This window comes from Ferdinandcohnia salidurans, assembly GCF_042680725.1.
In the GTDB taxonomy this organism is placed as follows: domain Bacteria; phylum Bacillota; class Bacilli; order Bacillales; family Bacillaceae_L; genus Ferdinandcohnia; species Ferdinandcohnia salidurans.
Genome location: NZ_JBHUEK010000004.1, coordinates 317,590 through 331,769 on the forward strand (window position 1 = coordinate 317,590; position 14,180 = coordinate 331,769).

General features: G+C 38.2%; 17 protein-coding genes. 11 read left to right on the forward strand and 6 right to left on the reverse strand.

Features of this window, described 5'->3' with window-relative positions; genetic code table 11:
- Window positions 1-12 precede the first annotated feature (12 nt).
- Together ACFSFW_RS02080 and ACFSFW_RS02085 are read left to right on the forward strand one after the other, a co-directional pair.
- Entirely contained in the window at window positions 13-987 is a 975-nt protein-coding gene (locus ACFSFW_RS02080) for an NAD(P)H-dependent flavin oxidoreductase (protein ID WP_388034766.1), read from the forward strand.
- A gap of 97 nt (window positions 988-1,084) precedes the next feature.
- Window positions 1,085-1,879 carry a class I SAM-dependent methyltransferase gene (locus ACFSFW_RS02085; protein ID WP_304219816.1) on the forward strand — a complete coding sequence of 265 codons (795 nt, stop codon included), beginning with the start codon at window positions 1,085-1,087 and terminating at the stop codon, window positions 1,877-1,879.
- A gap of 23 nt (window positions 1,880-1,902) precedes the next feature.
- On the opposite strand, the gene ACFSFW_RS02090 is transcribed toward ACFSFW_RS02085, so the two are convergent.
- A complete protein-coding gene (locus ACFSFW_RS02090) occupies window positions 1,903-3,111 on the reverse strand; it encodes an MFS transporter (RefSeq protein ID WP_388034770.1) in 1,209 nt (402 codons plus the stop codon).
- A 141-nt stretch (window positions 3,112-3,252) separates the two neighbouring features.
- Window positions 3,253-3,543, reverse strand: a complete 291-nt coding sequence (locus ACFSFW_RS02095; RefSeq protein ID WP_388034773.1) for a hypothetical protein — start codon at window positions 3,541-3,543, stop codon at window positions 3,253-3,255.
- A gap of 226 nt (window positions 3,544-3,769) precedes the next feature.
- On the opposite strand from ACFSFW_RS02095, the gene ACFSFW_RS02100 reads away from it, so the two are divergent.
- On the forward strand, window positions 3,770-4,783 hold the full coding sequence (locus ACFSFW_RS02100) for an acyltransferase family protein (protein WP_388034775.1): 1,014 nt from the start codon (window positions 3,770-3,772) through the stop codon (window positions 4,781-4,783).
- Between the two features lie 125 nt (window positions 4,784-4,908).
- Here the strand turns inward: ACFSFW_RS02100 and ACFSFW_RS02105 are convergent, their stop codons facing one another.
- Entirely contained in the window at window positions 4,909-5,154 is a 246-nt protein-coding gene (locus ACFSFW_RS02105; protein WP_304219812.1) for a DNA alkylation repair protein, read from the reverse strand.
- Between the two features lie 118 nt (window positions 5,155-5,272).
- Here ACFSFW_RS02105 and msrA point away from each other — a divergent pair, with 118 nt between their 5' ends.
- Both msrA and cspD read left to right on the forward strand, forming a co-directional pair.
- Window positions 5,273-6,235 (forward strand): peptide-methionine (S)-S-oxide reductase MsrA, encoded by a 963-nt coding sequence (gene msrA, locus ACFSFW_RS02110; RefSeq protein ID WP_388034778.1) that lies wholly within the window; start codon window positions 5,273-5,275, stop codon window positions 6,233-6,235.
- A 270-nt stretch (window positions 6,236-6,505) separates the two neighbouring features.
- On the forward strand, window positions 6,506-6,706 hold the full coding sequence (cspD, locus tag ACFSFW_RS02115; RefSeq protein WP_077618477.1) for a cold-shock protein CspD: 201 nt from the start codon (window positions 6,506-6,508) through the stop codon (window positions 6,704-6,706).
- A gap of 673 nt (window positions 6,707-7,379) precedes the next feature.
- Here the strand turns inward: cspD and ACFSFW_RS02120 are convergent.
- Window positions 7,380-8,246: a LysR family transcriptional regulator gene (locus tag ACFSFW_RS02120; RefSeq protein ID WP_304219810.1), complete on the reverse strand. Its 867-nt coding sequence runs from the start codon at window positions 8,244-8,246 to the stop codon at window positions 7,380-7,382.
- A 120-nt stretch (window positions 8,247-8,366) separates the two neighbouring features.
- Here ACFSFW_RS02120 and ACFSFW_RS02125 point away from each other — a divergent pair, with 120 nt between their 5' ends.
- Window positions 8,367-9,653, forward strand: coding sequence for an NCS2 family permease (locus ACFSFW_RS02125; protein ID WP_304219809.1), 1,287 nt, complete (start codon window positions 8,367-8,369; stop codon window positions 9,651-9,653).
- 33 nt (window positions 9,654-9,686) lie between these two features.
- On the opposite strand, the gene ACFSFW_RS02130 is transcribed toward ACFSFW_RS02125, so the two are convergent.
- Window positions 9,687-10,085 carry a nuclear transport factor 2 family protein gene (locus tag ACFSFW_RS02130; protein WP_388034783.1) on the reverse strand — a complete coding sequence of 133 codons (399 nt, stop codon included), beginning with the start codon at window positions 10,083-10,085 and terminating at the stop codon, window positions 9,687-9,689.
- A 106-nt stretch (window positions 10,086-10,191) separates the two neighbouring features.
- On the opposite strand from ACFSFW_RS02130, the gene ACFSFW_RS02135 reads away from it, so the two are divergent.
- Both ACFSFW_RS02135 and ACFSFW_RS02140 read left to right on the forward strand, forming a co-directional pair.
- Window positions 10,192-10,644 (forward strand): SRPBCC family protein, encoded by a 453-nt coding sequence (locus ACFSFW_RS02135; RefSeq protein ID WP_388034786.1) that lies wholly within the window; start codon window positions 10,192-10,194, stop codon window positions 10,642-10,644.
- Window positions 10,645-10,759: 115 nt separating this feature from the next.
- Window positions 10,760-11,155, forward strand: coding sequence for a VOC family protein (locus ACFSFW_RS02140; RefSeq protein ID WP_388034789.1), 396 nt, complete (start codon window positions 10,760-10,762; stop codon window positions 11,153-11,155).
- Window positions 11,156-11,239: 84 nt separating this feature from the next.
- Here the strand turns inward: ACFSFW_RS02140 and ACFSFW_RS02145 are convergent, their stop codons facing one another.
- A complete protein-coding gene (locus ACFSFW_RS02145; RefSeq protein ID WP_388034792.1) occupies window positions 11,240-11,611 on the reverse strand; it encodes a VOC family protein in 372 nt (123 codons plus the stop codon).
- A gap of 153 nt (window positions 11,612-11,764) precedes the next feature.
- Here ACFSFW_RS02145 and ACFSFW_RS02150 point away from each other — a divergent pair, with 153 nt between their 5' ends.
- From ACFSFW_RS02150 to solA, 3 genes are all read left to right on the forward strand, one after another.
- The gene (locus ACFSFW_RS02150) at window positions 11,765-12,472 is read left to right on the forward strand and encodes a DNA alkylation repair protein (protein ID WP_388034794.1); all 708 of its coding nucleotides are present in this window, start codon (window positions 11,765-11,767) and stop codon (window positions 12,470-12,472) included.
- Window positions 12,473-12,503: 31 nt separating this feature from the next.
- A complete protein-coding gene (locus ACFSFW_RS02155; RefSeq protein ID WP_388034797.1) occupies window positions 12,504-12,869 on the forward strand; it encodes a DUF1801 domain-containing protein in 366 nt (121 codons plus the stop codon).
- A gap of 66 nt (window positions 12,870-12,935) precedes the next feature.
- Entirely contained in the window at window positions 12,936-14,069 is a 1,134-nt protein-coding gene (gene solA, locus ACFSFW_RS02160; RefSeq protein ID WP_388034799.1) for an N-methyl-L-tryptophan oxidase, read from the forward strand.
- The last annotated feature ends 111 nt before the right edge of the window (window positions 14,070-14,180 follow it).

The window sequence follows — 14,180 nt, forward strand, 5'->3', positions numbered from 1 at the left end:
GAGGAAGTAAATATGTCGAATATTCCATCTATCCTGAAATCCTTAAGGATACCTGTTATCGGTTCACCAATGTTCATCATTAGTAATCCGAAGCTTGTGATTGAACAGTGTAAGGCAGGGATTGTAGGGTCGATGCCTGCACTTAACGCTAGACCAGCCTCACAACTGGATGAATGGTTGGCAGAGATAACTGAGACACTAGCTGATTACAATGCGAAAAATCCTGACCGCCCGGCAGCTCCATTTGCTATTAATCAAATCGTACATAGGTCAAACAATCGGCTTGAACAGGACATGGAGCTATGTGTGAAATACAAGGTTCCAATTATAATCACTTCTTTAGGGGCCCGTGAAGAGGTGAATGTAGCAGCTCACAGCTATGGGGGAGTTGTTTTACATGACATCATCAATAATAAGTTTGCCCATAAGGCAATTGATAAGGGGGCAGATGGCCTAATTGCCGTCGCTTCAGGTGCTGGCGGGCATGCAGGAAGCAAGAGTCCATTTGCTTTAGTTCAGGAAATACGAGAGTGGTTTGATGGTCCATTAGCTTTAGCAGGATCCATTGCCACTGGGAAATCCATATTAGCGGTTCAAGCTATGGGAGCAGATTTTGCCTATATCGGTTCACCATTTATTGCAACACATGAGGCACGAGCAGCAGAAGACTATAAGCAAGCCATCGTTGATTGTAATTCGGATGACGTTGTGTACAGTAATTTATTTACGGGAGTTCATGGAAACTATCTAGCACCATCCATTCGTGCAGCAGGCTTAGATCCTGAAAATCTTCCTGAAAGTGATCCATCAACAATGAATTTTGGTGGTGATGGTAAATCAAAGGCTTGGAAGGATATTTGGGGAAGCGGACAAGGCATCGGAGTGATTAATGAAGTGACAAGTGCAGGAAAATTTGTTGATAAACTCCATCAGGAATATATAGAGGCAAGAGAAAAATTATTGAAGGCAAGCCAAGTATTTGCTTAGTGAGATAAATTTATTGTAGTGCTTATTCCTAGTTTGATTTTTTCGTAGGAGTAAGCACTTTTTACTTCATATTTGTTGGAGGGAAGGAGGAATTACAATGGACATTACTCGGCATAACAAACATGCTTGGGATAAGAAAGTAGAAGAGGGTTCTAGATATACTCAATCTGTGGATAGTGAAGTCATCAAAAAGAGTAAAACGGGCGAGTGGGAAATCATTGTTACAACTGAAAAATCAGTCCCTAGACACTGGTTTCCGAAATCGTTAGATGGTTTGAAAATTCTTTGCTTAGCTTCAGGTGGGGGACAACAAGGCCCAGTCTTAGCCGCAGCTGGAGCAGATGTAACCGTTTTTGATCTGTCTAAAAAACAATTAGAACAAGATGAAAAGGTAGCAAAACGTGAAGGATTAACGTTAAAAACAGTACAAGGTGACATGTCTGACCTTAGTGAATTTGAAGATGAATACTTTGATTTAATCGTTCACCCTGTTTCTAATTTATTTGTTAAAGATGTACGCCCTGTCTGGAATGAAGCATCTAGAGTTTTAAAAAACAATGGTATTTTGATTGCTGGGTTTACGAATCCTTTACTCTGGATTTTTGATGAAAATCAAGAAAATAAAGGGATTTTAGATGTAAAGCATCCTATACCATCTTCAACCCTGGATTATTTACCTAAGGATGATGTACAAGATTATATCAATTCAAATCAAACAATCGAATTCGCCCACACGTTGGAAGAGCAAATTCAAGGGCAAATTGATGCTGGGTTTGTTATTTCAGGTTTTTATGAAGATGATTTTGGTGGAAAAAGAATATTAGATAAGTATATTAAAACATTTGTTGCTACACGAGCAATAAAGGTAAAAGAAACGCTCAGAGACTTCTGAGCGTTTGTCTATATAAATCTATTTTATTTCTTAGCCAGTACCCCTCGTTTCAAGACACTTTTCCGTTGATCGCCATTTAAGTAAGCTGTAGCCAGTGCAATTAAGAGCAAAATTCCTGTCACTGTAAAAAGCATTTGTGTAGGAAATAGACCACCTAAAACCCCTCCGATAAGCGGGCCAATCATACCTCCAATTTGATTTGCAGTTTGACTTAGGCTGAACGCTCGGCCGCGGAAATCGTCTGGTGTAACTTTGACAATAAGCCCATTTAAAGCAGGGAAGATCGCACAGAAGAAGACTCCATAGATGAAACGAATAATTGAGAAGCCCCAAATTTGAGTAAAGACAATCTGAGCTAATGTGCCAATTCCAGCTCCTAGTAGCCCAATAAATAATATTCTATTGAAACCTACTTTATCCGCCCATTTTCCCCACACAGGTGCAAATAATGCACTCGCAAGACCAGGTAATGCGATTATAAAACCGGTTAGTAATGTTGTATAACTTGAGTGACTTGCGATATCAGCAATGTATAGTGGAAGAATCGGGTCAATAATCATTGTAGAGCAACTGACCATCAAGGTCAGAATCAATACAAGGAAGAATGGACGATTGTCAATTGCGATTTTAAAATCCTTGATAACGGAACCTTTTTCTTTGTTCGCTTTGAAGTTCTCTTCTTTTACGAAAAAGATAATTAACATGGTTGCCAATAAGACAATGATTCCCGCGCTTGCAAAGGCCCAGCGATTACCCCAGAGTTCAGCTAAACCGCCACCTAAGAGAGGCCCTATAATCATCCCGGTTGCAGCCGCAGATGAAATCATGGAGAGCGCATACCCAACATTTTTTGTTGGAGTGTTTGTCCCGACGAGTGCAATCGAGCCTGGGATAAATCCACTTAATAAACCTTGCATGATACGTAGGCCTAAGATTTGATAAGGATTTGTAACAAATGCCATTAACGTATAAACGAGAAAAAGGGCAAAGCCAGCCCTTACAATCATTGGTTTACGTCCGTATTTGTCGGCAACTCTTCCCCAAAACGGTGTCGCAAATGCACCTGCAAAAAAGGCAGCCCCATAGATTAGTCCTGACCATAATTCAGTGTGGTCGTGTACCCCGATTTCTAATAAAAAGATAGGTAAAAACGGGATAACCATTGAAAACCCTGAAGCGGTAAAAAAGACACCAATCCAAAGAACCCACAAATTTCGTTGCCAATTCGGCATGATTTTTTCCATCTCCTAAAAATAACTTGTTTTTTTAATAGATTTATAGTACCACAACTGTAGAATATTTTCATTAACGAAACTTTCGGTTTGTGAAATAATTTTATAGCTAAAAAAATACCCAGAGCCCCTGAGTATTTTTTAGTGAGGAAAATAAATTTGTAAGATGTGTGCTCCATTTGTTAATTGAAAAAAGTCACGAAAATCGCGGAGGATCTCAATTGTTTGATAGTTTTTTAATGATATCGTTTGTTTCACTTCATTGTCTTTTATGAAATGGAGAGTATTATCCTCGACTTGTAAGTAAGAAAAAAAGAACCCATTACGTTCAATTAATTGTTCATCCTCATACCAATTCATAACTACCTGTTGATTTGTGTACTCCATGAGTTTATGTAGCACTTCATTATTTTTTTTAGACGCGAAAAACATATCTACGATCACCTCAACTTTATTATAGAGCCTGTAAATAAACGAGAGGATGATATTTTTCACATGAAAAAAGGCCCAGAAGGTTTGTTTCATTTTGATTAAGATTTTTCAGTATAATTACAAACTGGCCATTAATAGTAAAAAGACATTTACAAATCAAAGACATTTGCATAAACACCCTCCTTACGATGCTATAATACGATAACAATAGTTTGGAGGTTTTATGATGGCAAGTAAGCGAGAGTATTATTTTGATAACGCAAAGTTCATCCTAATATTCCTTGTTGTCTTTGGGCATTTTATTCAGCCCTTTATTGATGATCATAAAATCATCATGACAATTTATCACTTCGTATATTCATTTCATATGCCTGCTTTTATATTAGTTTCGGGGTATTTTGCAAAGGGATTTAAGAAGGAAGGATATATTAAAAAGACGGCAAAAAAACTGTTGATTCCCTATTTGATTTTTCAGCTAATCTATACGATCTATTATTACTACCTATATAATGGTCAATCACTATTATTTGAGCCATTTAATCCACAGTGGTCGCTTTGGTTTTTAATTAGTTTATTTTGCTGGAATGTGATGCTGTATGGGTACACGAAACTACCGATGAAATGGTCGGTGGCTATCGCAGTTTTAGTGGGGATAGGTGTAGGCTATATTCCTTTTGTGGAAAATTACCTAAGTTTATCAAGGACATTCGTCTTTTTCCCATTATTTTTATTGGGTTTTTATTGTAAAAGAGAGCATTTCACAGCTTTGAAAAGCCCGGCAGTGCAAGTGGGATCAGGAATTGTGCTTTTAGCTATTTTAATCGGCTATTATTTCGTGCCAGATTTCAACACCGGTTGGTTGCTTGGCTCGAAGTCGTACGAAACGTTATCTCAGGAGAATCTTGGCGGACTCATTCGATTAGCAGTCTACTTGGTTTCAATTGTTATGACGGTTGCCTTTTTCTCACTTTTACCGAAAAAACAATTTTTCTTCACAAGCTGGGGCACACATACATTATATGTTTATTTGTTGCATGGCTTTGTCATTAAATATTTCAGAAGTAGCGATTGGCTTGACGTAATCAACGATACCGGAAATATTGCAATATTAGTAATCGCCTCACTCATCTTAACATTGTTGTTATCAACGAAAACAATTCGAGCGATTACTCAGCCGTTAATTGAACTTCGAATCTCCATCATCAAAAGGTTCTTTAATGTCAAACAAGAAGGCTACTAATTCATTGAACCATAGGGACGGTTCTCTTGGTCCGGTAGATACCGGAGTTTGAGAGCAGTCCCTTTTTGTTTGGACATAAATGGAGAACCACTAGAACCGTCCCCGTGGTCCCGTTTGATGTTTTTTTACCCTTTGTAATTTTCGGCTCTTTTAATAAAGGATTGTTCGTCTTCGATCAGGCCACAGACTCCACATTGTACCCTGATTTCTGGTCCACGGTATGGGACATGGAAGGGGTCCAGGTTTTCTGTGTATTCTTCCATTACTTCACCACTTTGTGGATCCATTTTAATGGATTTAGGTACTTGTTCAATAATATTGAATCTTGAACGATTGGTTTTACAATTAGGACATAAATAAGGACTACTCATTCTTACACCTCCTATTTTTTACTGTTTCCAATTAAGGAAATACTATGAGCGTATTTTTTTGAACAGACGGTAGAAATGATATAATGAAATAAAGCAAAAGGAGAAAGGAAGAGGGTACATGGAAAATACACATGAAAAAGTGGAAAAAGCAACATTTGCCGGTGGCTGCTTCTGGTGTATGGTTAAGCCATTTGATACACAGCCAGGAATCATTGAAGTTGTCTCAGGCTATACAGGTGGAACGAAAGAAAATCCTACCTATGAAGAGGTTTGTTCGGATACGACAGGACATTATGAGGCCGTTCAAATTACATTTAACCCAGACATTTTTCCTTATGAGAAAATAGTCGAGCTCTTTTGGCAGCAAATTGATCCAACAGATGCAGGTGGTCAATTTTTTGATCGGGGTGATTCCTACCGCACAGCAATTTTTTACCATACGGACGAACAGAAAATGATTGCAGAAGCATCAAAACAAAAACTTGCTGATAGTGGAATTTTCACAAAACCAATCGTGACACCAATTCTTCCTGCAAAGGAATTCTACAGAGCAGAAGAATATCATCAGGATTATTATAAAAAGAAGCCTGAGCACTATAATCGATATCGCAAAGGTTCGGGCAGGGACAAATTTATTAGAACCCATTGGTCTGCGAAGGAATTTGAAGAAGCTAAGAAAAGTCTGACCGATATGCAGCATTACGTGACACAGGAACAAGGGACAGAGCCGCCGTTTCGAAATGAATTCTGGAATAACACAAAAGAAGGCATTTATGTTGATATTGTGTCTGGTAAGCCATTGTTCAGTTCATTGGATCAATATGATGCAGGTTGCGGCTGGCCAAGCTTTACAAAGGCGATTGATGCGAAAGAAATCGTTGAGGAGCTTGATACATCACATGGTATGATCCGTACTGAAGTTAGAAGCAATACAGCTGATTCCCATCTTGGCCATTTATTCTATGATGGACCAGGTCCAACTCGTATGCGTTATTGTATAAACTCCGCAGCACTTCGTTTCATTGCGAAGGAAGATCTTGAAAAAGAAGGCTATGGGGAGTACGCGAAACTCTTTAACTAAATCGAGAGAATGCATGTCTATACAGCATATGTGAGAAAATGACTATTTTCATATTTGCTGGTTGACTCTGGTAATCTGCGATGATATGATGAAATAGACCATTTTGTTGCGTTATATAAGTTTAAAGAAAGAAAGAACGATAATTTCATTTTAGAATCAGGATATTCTTCTGAAGTTATATGTCAATTTGTTTTAGATTTATGTAAGTGTACAATGGTTAATTTTTCAATGCACAAATGGTTTGTGTGTTCATTTTAGGAGGCATATTTCATGCAAAATGGTAAAGTAAAATGGTTTAACAGCGAAAAAGGATTCGGATTCATCGAAGTACAAGGTGGAGACGATGTTTTCGTACACTTCTCAGCAATCCAAGGCGATGGTTTCAAAACTTTAGAAGAAGGTCAAGAAGTTTCTTTCGAAATCGTTGAAGGTAACCGTGGACCTCAAGCATCTAACGTAGTTAAATTATAATCTAACCTATAAATAAGATTTCAAAAACAGTCCTACTGATGTAGGGCTGTTTTTTTTATGGTTTGATTTTGCCGGATGTGGGTCAGGGGGACAGGTCACTTGTCCCACTTGGGTTCGTGGTTGGATGGAGGATTTGAGGGAGTACTGCAAAACGGGCTTAGCGGTATATGCTGGGTTGAAAAAGTTATGAGCGTGTGCCGTAAGAAGGGTTTCGCGGTACAAGCTAGGTTGAAAAAGAGTTGAGCGTGTACCGCAAGAGAGGTTTAGAGGTACAAGCTAGGTGGAGAAAGATGATAATCTGTGAGACAGGTATAGCGAAACATGCTAGTGTGCTAGAAAAGTATTTAGCATATATGATAAAGTCTTTCCTCGGAATTAAGCTTTATCGTACCCTCACTGGAAGTTATGCAAACGCCTGATGGTACGAATAAGAGCGAATCGTACCCTCACTGGAAGTTATGCAAACACCTGAGGGTACGAATAATGGCTAATCGTGCCCTCATTGGAAGTTATGCAAACATCTGAGGGTACGAATAAGAGCGAATCGTACCCTCACTGGAACTTATGTAAATGCCTGAGGGTACGAATAACGCCTAATCGTACCCTCACTAGAAGCTATGCAAACGCCTGAGGGTATGAATAATGGTTAATCTTCCTGATCCTGGTGTAATTATTAAGATAATTCCTCTTTAACCAACTCAATGAAATTTTTAGCAGGAGTTGAGACATAGTGGTGCTCAAGCCAGATGACTCCTAAGGAAGAAATCAGGTTAGCATCTTTAATCGGTGCGGAGTAAAGAGTGTTGTCGCCGTACACATCCAATACGGATTTTGGCACGATCGTTGCACCCATTCCTCCTTTCACCATTTCCATTAATACATGCATATCTGAGCACTCCGCAATACTCGTAAATTGAAGTTTTTGTTTTGAGAAGGCTTCATGAATGATATTATAACTCCCCAAACCTTCAGTACTTGGAATAATGAGTGGCAATTTTGAGATCATTTCTAGCGAAACCATATCCGTTTTCTGCTTACTCACAAAAACAAAGGGCTCACTAAGAAGGTGTTCATATATAAAACCACGATGTTCAAGCGGTAGTCGTACAAATGCCATTTCAATCGCGCGCGATTTGACCATTTCTGCTAAATAAAAAGAGTCGTTTTGAACAACTTTTATCGAGACGAGTGGGTATTTTTGGTGGAAGGCGCGAAGCATCTCTGAAAACCCAGAGACAGACAACGTGTTTAAACCCAATGCTAGCACACCCTTAGTACCTTCTTCTGTTTCTTTGATTTCATTTTTAATTTCCTCAACACTGTTCACAAGATGTAGTGCACGTTGATAGAGAACTTCACCTTTATCCGTTAACGCCATACTTTTGCCATTGCGCTCAAATAATTTAACTCCAAGTTCTTCTTCCATCTGCTTTAGTAGCATGCTTAGAGGTGGTTGAGACATATGAAGCCGATTGGCAGCTGCTGTAATATTTTTTTCTTCAGCGATTGCAATAAAATAACGTAATTGCTTAATATCCATCAAATTTCTCCTTCTATATAAAAAATATATAGTTTCTATATATATTATATATTTTCCGAATGGTAGAAGTCTATGTTATGATGAATATCGTTTTTAGTGGACGTTAGGAAGGTGATTAAAATGGAACGGTTTTTTAAATTAAAACAGCATGGTACGACAATTGGAAAGGAATTTTCTGCAGGATTCATTTCATATATAACAGTTGTCTACATTATTATTGTCAATGCAACAATCCTCGCTGTGGCGGGAATTCCGATGGAAGCGGGAATCATTGCTACCATTTTAACTAGTTTCATAGGATGTGTAGTGATTGGGTTATGGAGTAATACACCAATTCTCCTCATTCCTGGAATGGGACTTAACGCGATGTTTACCTATACCATTGTGCAATCCGGCGGATTTACATGGCAGGAAGCATTAGCTATGGTATTTGTAGCGGGACTCATTTTTGTGGTTATTGCTTTTACACCATTAGCGAAAGTAATTACTTCCTCGATCCCGGCTTCCTTGAAAGAAGCAATTACGATTGGGATCGGTATTCTGTTGATATTAATTGGGTTTGACAATGCAGGGATAATTACGAGCTCAGAACACACTCTGCTTGCTATCGGTGATTTAAGTAGCCCAACAGTGATTATAACTTTTATTGGTTTGATCATCACGGTCTTATTATTTGTTAAAAATGTACCTGGTAATCTATTATTAAGTATTTTGATTACATCGGTGTTAGCGATTTTGTTTGGAGGATCAAAAGTAGAGGGGATATCCTTATCCACACCAGATTTCAGTGAATACTTTGGTGTGTTTGGTCAATTATCTTGGGCCCAAGCAGGGAATATCATTTTTTGGCTAACTTCAATTTCACTTGCAATGGTGCTAGTATTTGAAAATATTGGATTAATACATGGACATACGAACATGTTAAAACGTCCTGAGAGTAGTAAAAAATCACTTCAGGCTACAGCCGTTTCTGTATTATCTTCTGGAGTTTTTGGAACGAGCCCAACGGTTGCTTCAGTGGAATCAGCTGCTGGAATTACAGCTGGAGGAAGAACAGGACTAACAAGTATTGTAACAGGGGTTATGTTTTTAGTTTCGATTTTATTTATTCCAGTGATAAAAATAGTTCCAGCAAGCGCGGTTTCGCCAATTCTAATCTTAATCGGGGTTCTGATGCTGCAAAACATTGTGAACATTTCAATGGATGATTTTACTGAGAGCTTTCCAGCACTTTTAATTATCGTGTTAATTCCATTAACGTATAGCATCGCGGATGGAATGGCAATCGGTTTTATTATGTACCCAGTCATGAAGCTATTGATGGGGAAAGGAAAAGAAATCCATCCGGCACTTTATATGATTGCGATATTGTTTATAAGTAATTTTGTGATTCAGTATGTGTACTAAAAATAGCAGTCCTTTAAGGACTGCTATTTTTGTTTAAAACATACCATTTTCATTTGGGGAGTTTTCTGGTAGAGGTTGTCCGATATCCCATAATTCAACGACCTTGTCATTTTCGAAACGAAAGATATGTACAACTGCTGCACCAGGATCGTCAGGTTTTTGCCTGATGTGGGAGTAGACAGAAACCTTATCTCCTTCTTCTATGGCAAGTTTCACCTCGAAAATTTTCTGAGGGTTCTGGACCGCATTTTCTTTCATAGCGAGCATGAGACTTTCTGCATCGCCACGAAAATAGGGATTGTGGTGACAAAAATCAGGGCCGATGTATCGTTCGTATGCTTCCCGAACATTCCCAGATACTATTAAATTTAGAAAGGACAATGCTTTTTCCTTCAGGGTGGAAGTTGTTGTAATTTCCTGTTCAGCACTCATGTTAATCATCCTTTTTTAAAAATTATATGTTTTGAATAAAACGGTGTCAATTATTGGAACTCAAATGATATACTTTTAAAAAAGCTCGATAAGGAGAGATAGTCGCTTGGGTATATCTTTTGAAGTGATAAGAACCATCCATGTACCTCGACCAGTTACATACAGAGGATTACTGGATCTTGATGCAGCTCAACATTGGATGCAAGGGTTAGTGAAAATAGAGCGTATAGATGAGGGGCAAATGCGTGAGGGAAGTCAGTGGAGGGAAACAAGAAGAATGTTTGGAAGCGAAGCTACTGAACATTTTGAAGTGGTTGAGCTTAAAGAACCAACTAAAATAGTGCTCTGCTGTGATGGAACAAAAGGAACAACTGGAAAAGGAGAATATATTTTTACATACCTACTTGAATCATCTGAAAATCAGACAATCGTTACATTGCATGGAGAAATCAAGGGATTGACGGGTTTTGCAAAGTTTTTTGGTAAGTTAATGGCAGGAGTCTTTAAAAAAGCAAGCGCCAAAGATTTAGATGCATTAAAAAACTACTTAGAGAGATAAGTCGGAAATAACCTGAATAACATTTTTTATTTTTTCCGATAATGATGAAGGTGTAACTGCATCTTAGATAGAAGTACATAATGTTGGGAAAATAATGAAAATGTGGGTGAATAACATGGGAAGAATCGTTCATTTTGAAGTACATGTGGATGACATGGATCGAGCAAAAAAGTTTTATGGTGAAGTATTTGATTGGAAATTTGAAGATTGGACGGAATATGCGGGGATGCCATATTTTGGGGCTGTAACAGGGGATGCTAATGAACTTGGTATTAATGGTGCTCTGATGCAAAGACAAGGTCCTCCTCCTGGAGCAAACCAGCCTTTGAATGGCTATGCCTGTACAATGGGTGTGGCTGATTATGATTCTACTGAACAGAAAATTATAGCTAGTGGTGGGAAGGTTGCATTGCCTAAATATGCACTTCCAGGTATGGCTTGGCAGGGATACTATATTGACACAGAAGGAAATATATTTGGGATTCATCAACCTGATGAAAATGCAAAGTAGATTTTAACAAGTCCCTCAATTAATAAAGCCTTTTGCCCAGTAATAGTAATGGGTGAAAGGCTTATTAGTGTAATATGTATGTGTTTAGCGATGCTGATCGAATAGAATTTGATTGCCGTCGGGATCTTCTATGACAAAATGAGCTGGTCCTTCACTTGATTCATCTGCTTCAGTCAGCATTGTCATTCCTTTTTCTTTTAGCTGCTTTTGGATATCACGAACGTCTGTAAAAGAATCGAGATTTTGTGCGTTTTGATCCCATCCAGGATTAAAGGTGAGAATGTTCTTATCAAACATCCCTTGGAATAAACCGATTACAGTATCTCCATTTTTCAAGATAAGCCAATTTTGATTGATGTCCCCACCTAAAGTCTGAAAACCTAGATTTTCGTAAAATTCCTTTGATTTGTGAATGTCTTTTACATTTAAACTGACAGAAAATGCACCAAGTTTCATTTTTTTCCTCCTAATTATGGTTTAATTTAACTATAAAGCAGTAAATTAAAATTCACAAGATTCACAGTGGGTTACAAACTAAATTAATAGACAAGGGCATCTATTTGTCGATTTTGGAAGATAGTTCTAGGACTTAATGAAAGGATGAACAAAGTGACGTATGAAGAAATTATGGAAAAACTTGAGGAATTAGGTTCCGAGCAAATAAAGCAAATTTATAAGAATCATGGGGTAAAAGAGCCGCATTTTGGAGTTAAAATAGGGGATTTAAAAAAGCTTGTCAAGTTTGTAAAGAAGGACCATGAATTGGCGCTAAAATTATATAATTCTGGTAATCATGACGCTATGTATTTAGCGGGTCTCTCGGTGAATCCAAAGCTAATTACGAAGGAAACGTTGCAAGATTGGGCAACTAAAGCATATTGGTATATGGCTGCAGAATATACAGTTGCACAAGTGGCTGCTGAAAGTGAGTTTGCACTCGAATTGGCAAGAGAATGGATGAACTCTGAGGAAGAAATGATTGCGGTTTGTGGATGGAGTACATACTCAAACTATTTATCAATCACACCCGATGAAAAACTAGATATCGAAGAAGTAAGAAAGCTATTAAATCAAGTGAAAAGTACGATTCATGAAGAGCGAAATCGGGTTCGCTATGTGATGAATAGCTTTGTTTTGTCTGTCGGAACCTATGTAGCGGAACTAAATGATGAAGCGAAGCAAGTCGCAGTACATATCGGAAAGGTACATGTGGATGTGGGGAATACAGCATGTAAAGTCCCTCTTGCGTCTGATTATATTAAGAAATTAGAAGAGAAAAATAGAGTCGGTCTGAAGCGGAAGACTTGTATTTGTTAATTACAATATTACATGATTGAAGGTGTCAAAGATGGGACAGGTAAGAACAATTGAAGAGGTAGACCAATATATTTCGGATCTACCAGAGGATATTCAGAACATCACAACTGCCTTAAGAAAAATCATACTAGATGCATCTCAAAACTTGGTTGAGGAATATAAGTGGTCGATGCCGAATTACTCCTACAATGGATTGGTATGCTATCTACAGGCCTCTAAAAAACATGTGAATCTTGGATTCCATAGGGGTGTTGAGCTACAAGAAAAGGATACAAATCAATTATTACAAGGGTCAGGCAAAGGGATGAGGCATATTAGGCTTAAAAAAATAGAAGAGATCCAGCCAGATGTTTTTAATGAATTCATTAAGGCTGCGATGGATTTGAATGAGAAATAAAGCTATGTGTATCTGATTTCAACAATAAGGATTTTAGGCAGTAAACGAGTGGGGGGTATCTATCATATGGAATTTGAAGTTATTATAGTTGGTGCCGGGTCGATGGGAATGGCAGCTGGTTACTACTTAGCGAAGCAAGGGAAACGTGTATTATTAATAGATTCTCATAATCCTCCTCATACAGAAGGATCACATCATGGGGAAACAAGAATTATTCGCCATGCCTATGGAGAAGGGGAGAGTTATGTAGAGATGGCGCTTAGAGCACAGACGTTATGGAATGAGCTTCAAGAGATGTCAGAACAAGAAATTTTTGTAAATACAGGGGTTATTAATGTTGGTCTACCCGATTCTCCATTTATTCAAAATGTAATGAGTAGTGCGAAAAAATTCTCATTAAAAGTGGAACAGCTATCCGCTGCGGAAATTAATAAAAGATGGAATGGTTTTAGTGTGCCTGAGGGGTATATAGGCTGTTATGAATTGGATTCAGGTGTTTTAATGAGTGAGAACTGCATTAGCGCTTATAAAACAGAGGCGTTAAAACATGGAGCAGTACTTAAGCCTAGTTCACCTGTTACATCCATAAACATATTTGAGAATCGTGTTGAGGTAAAAACAGAAGATGACAGTTTTACAGCTGAGTCACTCATTGTCACTCCGGGAGCGGGTGCTAGAAAAGTTCTTAAACTTATTGGATTAGAATTGCCGTTACAAGAAGTAAGAAAAACCTTTTCGTGGTTTGATACAGATGAGGGTATCTATCATTCTGACATGTTTCCAGCCTTCGCGTTCGAATTACCTACAGAAACGTTCTATGGTTTTCCTAGTATAAAAGAAGCAGGTGTTAAAATTGGGCGACACGATGGGGGTCATCCTAGAAACATGGGGAAACCTATTGAAGAATTTGGAACTTATGAAGATGATACACAGGATGTAAGTCGTTTTGCTGAACACTTTTTACATAAGGTTGAACATCACAAGATGGGGAAGGTATGTACATACACGAACACATCAGATGAAGATTTCGTTATTGATAAACATCCAAGTTATGATCATGTAGCGATTGCTTGTGGATTCTCAGGGCATGGCTTTAAATTTAGTAGTGTAGTAGGAGAAATTTTAAGTGAATTAGTAACTGGAGACCGTAAAACCAAGTTTGATATTCGTCCTTTTTCGATTAAACGATTTGATAAATAAGCGATGGTTGGTGAACGTTAAAAAGCAGTCCTATGCGGCTGCTTTTTGTATTAGTTTTGGGACAAGGGACCTGTCCCTGTGTCTCAAAATCTAAATTTTTGATAAATTCGA

Excerpts from the sequence above, each read along its gene's own strand:
- solA (WP_388034799.1), top strand. The coding sequence starts at position 12,936 with ATGGAATTTGAAGTTATTATAGTTGGTGCCGGGTCGATGGGAATGGCA.
- ACFSFW_RS02155 (WP_388034797.1), top strand. The coding sequence starts at position 12,504 with ATGGGACAGGTAAGAACAATTGAAGAGGTAGACCAATATATTTCGGAT.
- ACFSFW_RS02140 (WP_388034789.1), top strand. The coding sequence starts at position 10,760 with ATGGGAAGAATCGTTCATTTTGAAGTACATGTGGATGACATGGATCGA.
- msrA (WP_388034778.1), top strand. The coding sequence starts at position 5,273 with ATGGAAAATACACATGAAAAAGTGGAAAAAGCAACATTTGCCGGTGGC.
- ACFSFW_RS02080 (WP_388034766.1), top strand. The coding sequence starts at position 13 with ATGTCGAATATTCCATCTATCCTGAAATCCTTAAGGATACCTGTTATC.
- ACFSFW_RS02130 (WP_388034783.1), bottom strand. The coding sequence starts at position 10,085 with ATGAGTGCTGAACAGGAAATTACAACAACTTCCACCCTGAAGGAAAAA.
- ACFSFW_RS02120 (WP_304219810.1), bottom strand. The coding sequence starts at position 8,246 with ATGGATATTAAGCAATTACGTTATTTTATTGCAATCGCTGAAGAAAAA.
- ACFSFW_RS02085 (WP_304219816.1), top strand. The coding sequence starts at position 1,085 with ATGGACATTACTCGGCATAACAAACATGCTTGGGATAAGAAAGTAGAA.
- ACFSFW_RS02095 (WP_388034773.1), bottom strand. The coding sequence starts at position 3,543 with ATGTTTTTCGCGTCTAAAAAAAATAATGAAGTGCTACATAAACTCATG.
- ACFSFW_RS02125 (WP_304219809.1), top strand. The coding sequence starts at position 8,367 with ATGGAACGGTTTTTTAAATTAAAACAGCATGGTACGACAATTGGAAAG.
- ACFSFW_RS02100 (WP_388034775.1), top strand. The coding sequence starts at position 3,770 with ATGGCAAGTAAGCGAGAGTATTATTTTGATAACGCAAAGTTCATCCTA.
- ACFSFW_RS02090 (WP_388034770.1), bottom strand. The coding sequence starts at position 3,111 with ATGCCGAATTGGCAACGAAATTTGTGGGTTCTTTGGATTGGTGTCTTT.
- ACFSFW_RS02145 (WP_388034792.1), bottom strand. The coding sequence starts at position 11,611 with ATGAAACTTGGTGCATTTTCTGTCAGTTTAAATGTAAAAGACATTCAC.
- ACFSFW_RS02105 (WP_304219812.1), bottom strand. The coding sequence starts at position 5,154 with ATGAGTAGTCCTTATTTATGTCCTAATTGTAAAACCAATCGTTCAAGA.
- cspD (WP_077618477.1), top strand. The coding sequence starts at position 6,506 with ATGCAAAATGGTAAAGTAAAATGGTTTAACAGCGAAAAAGGATTCGGA.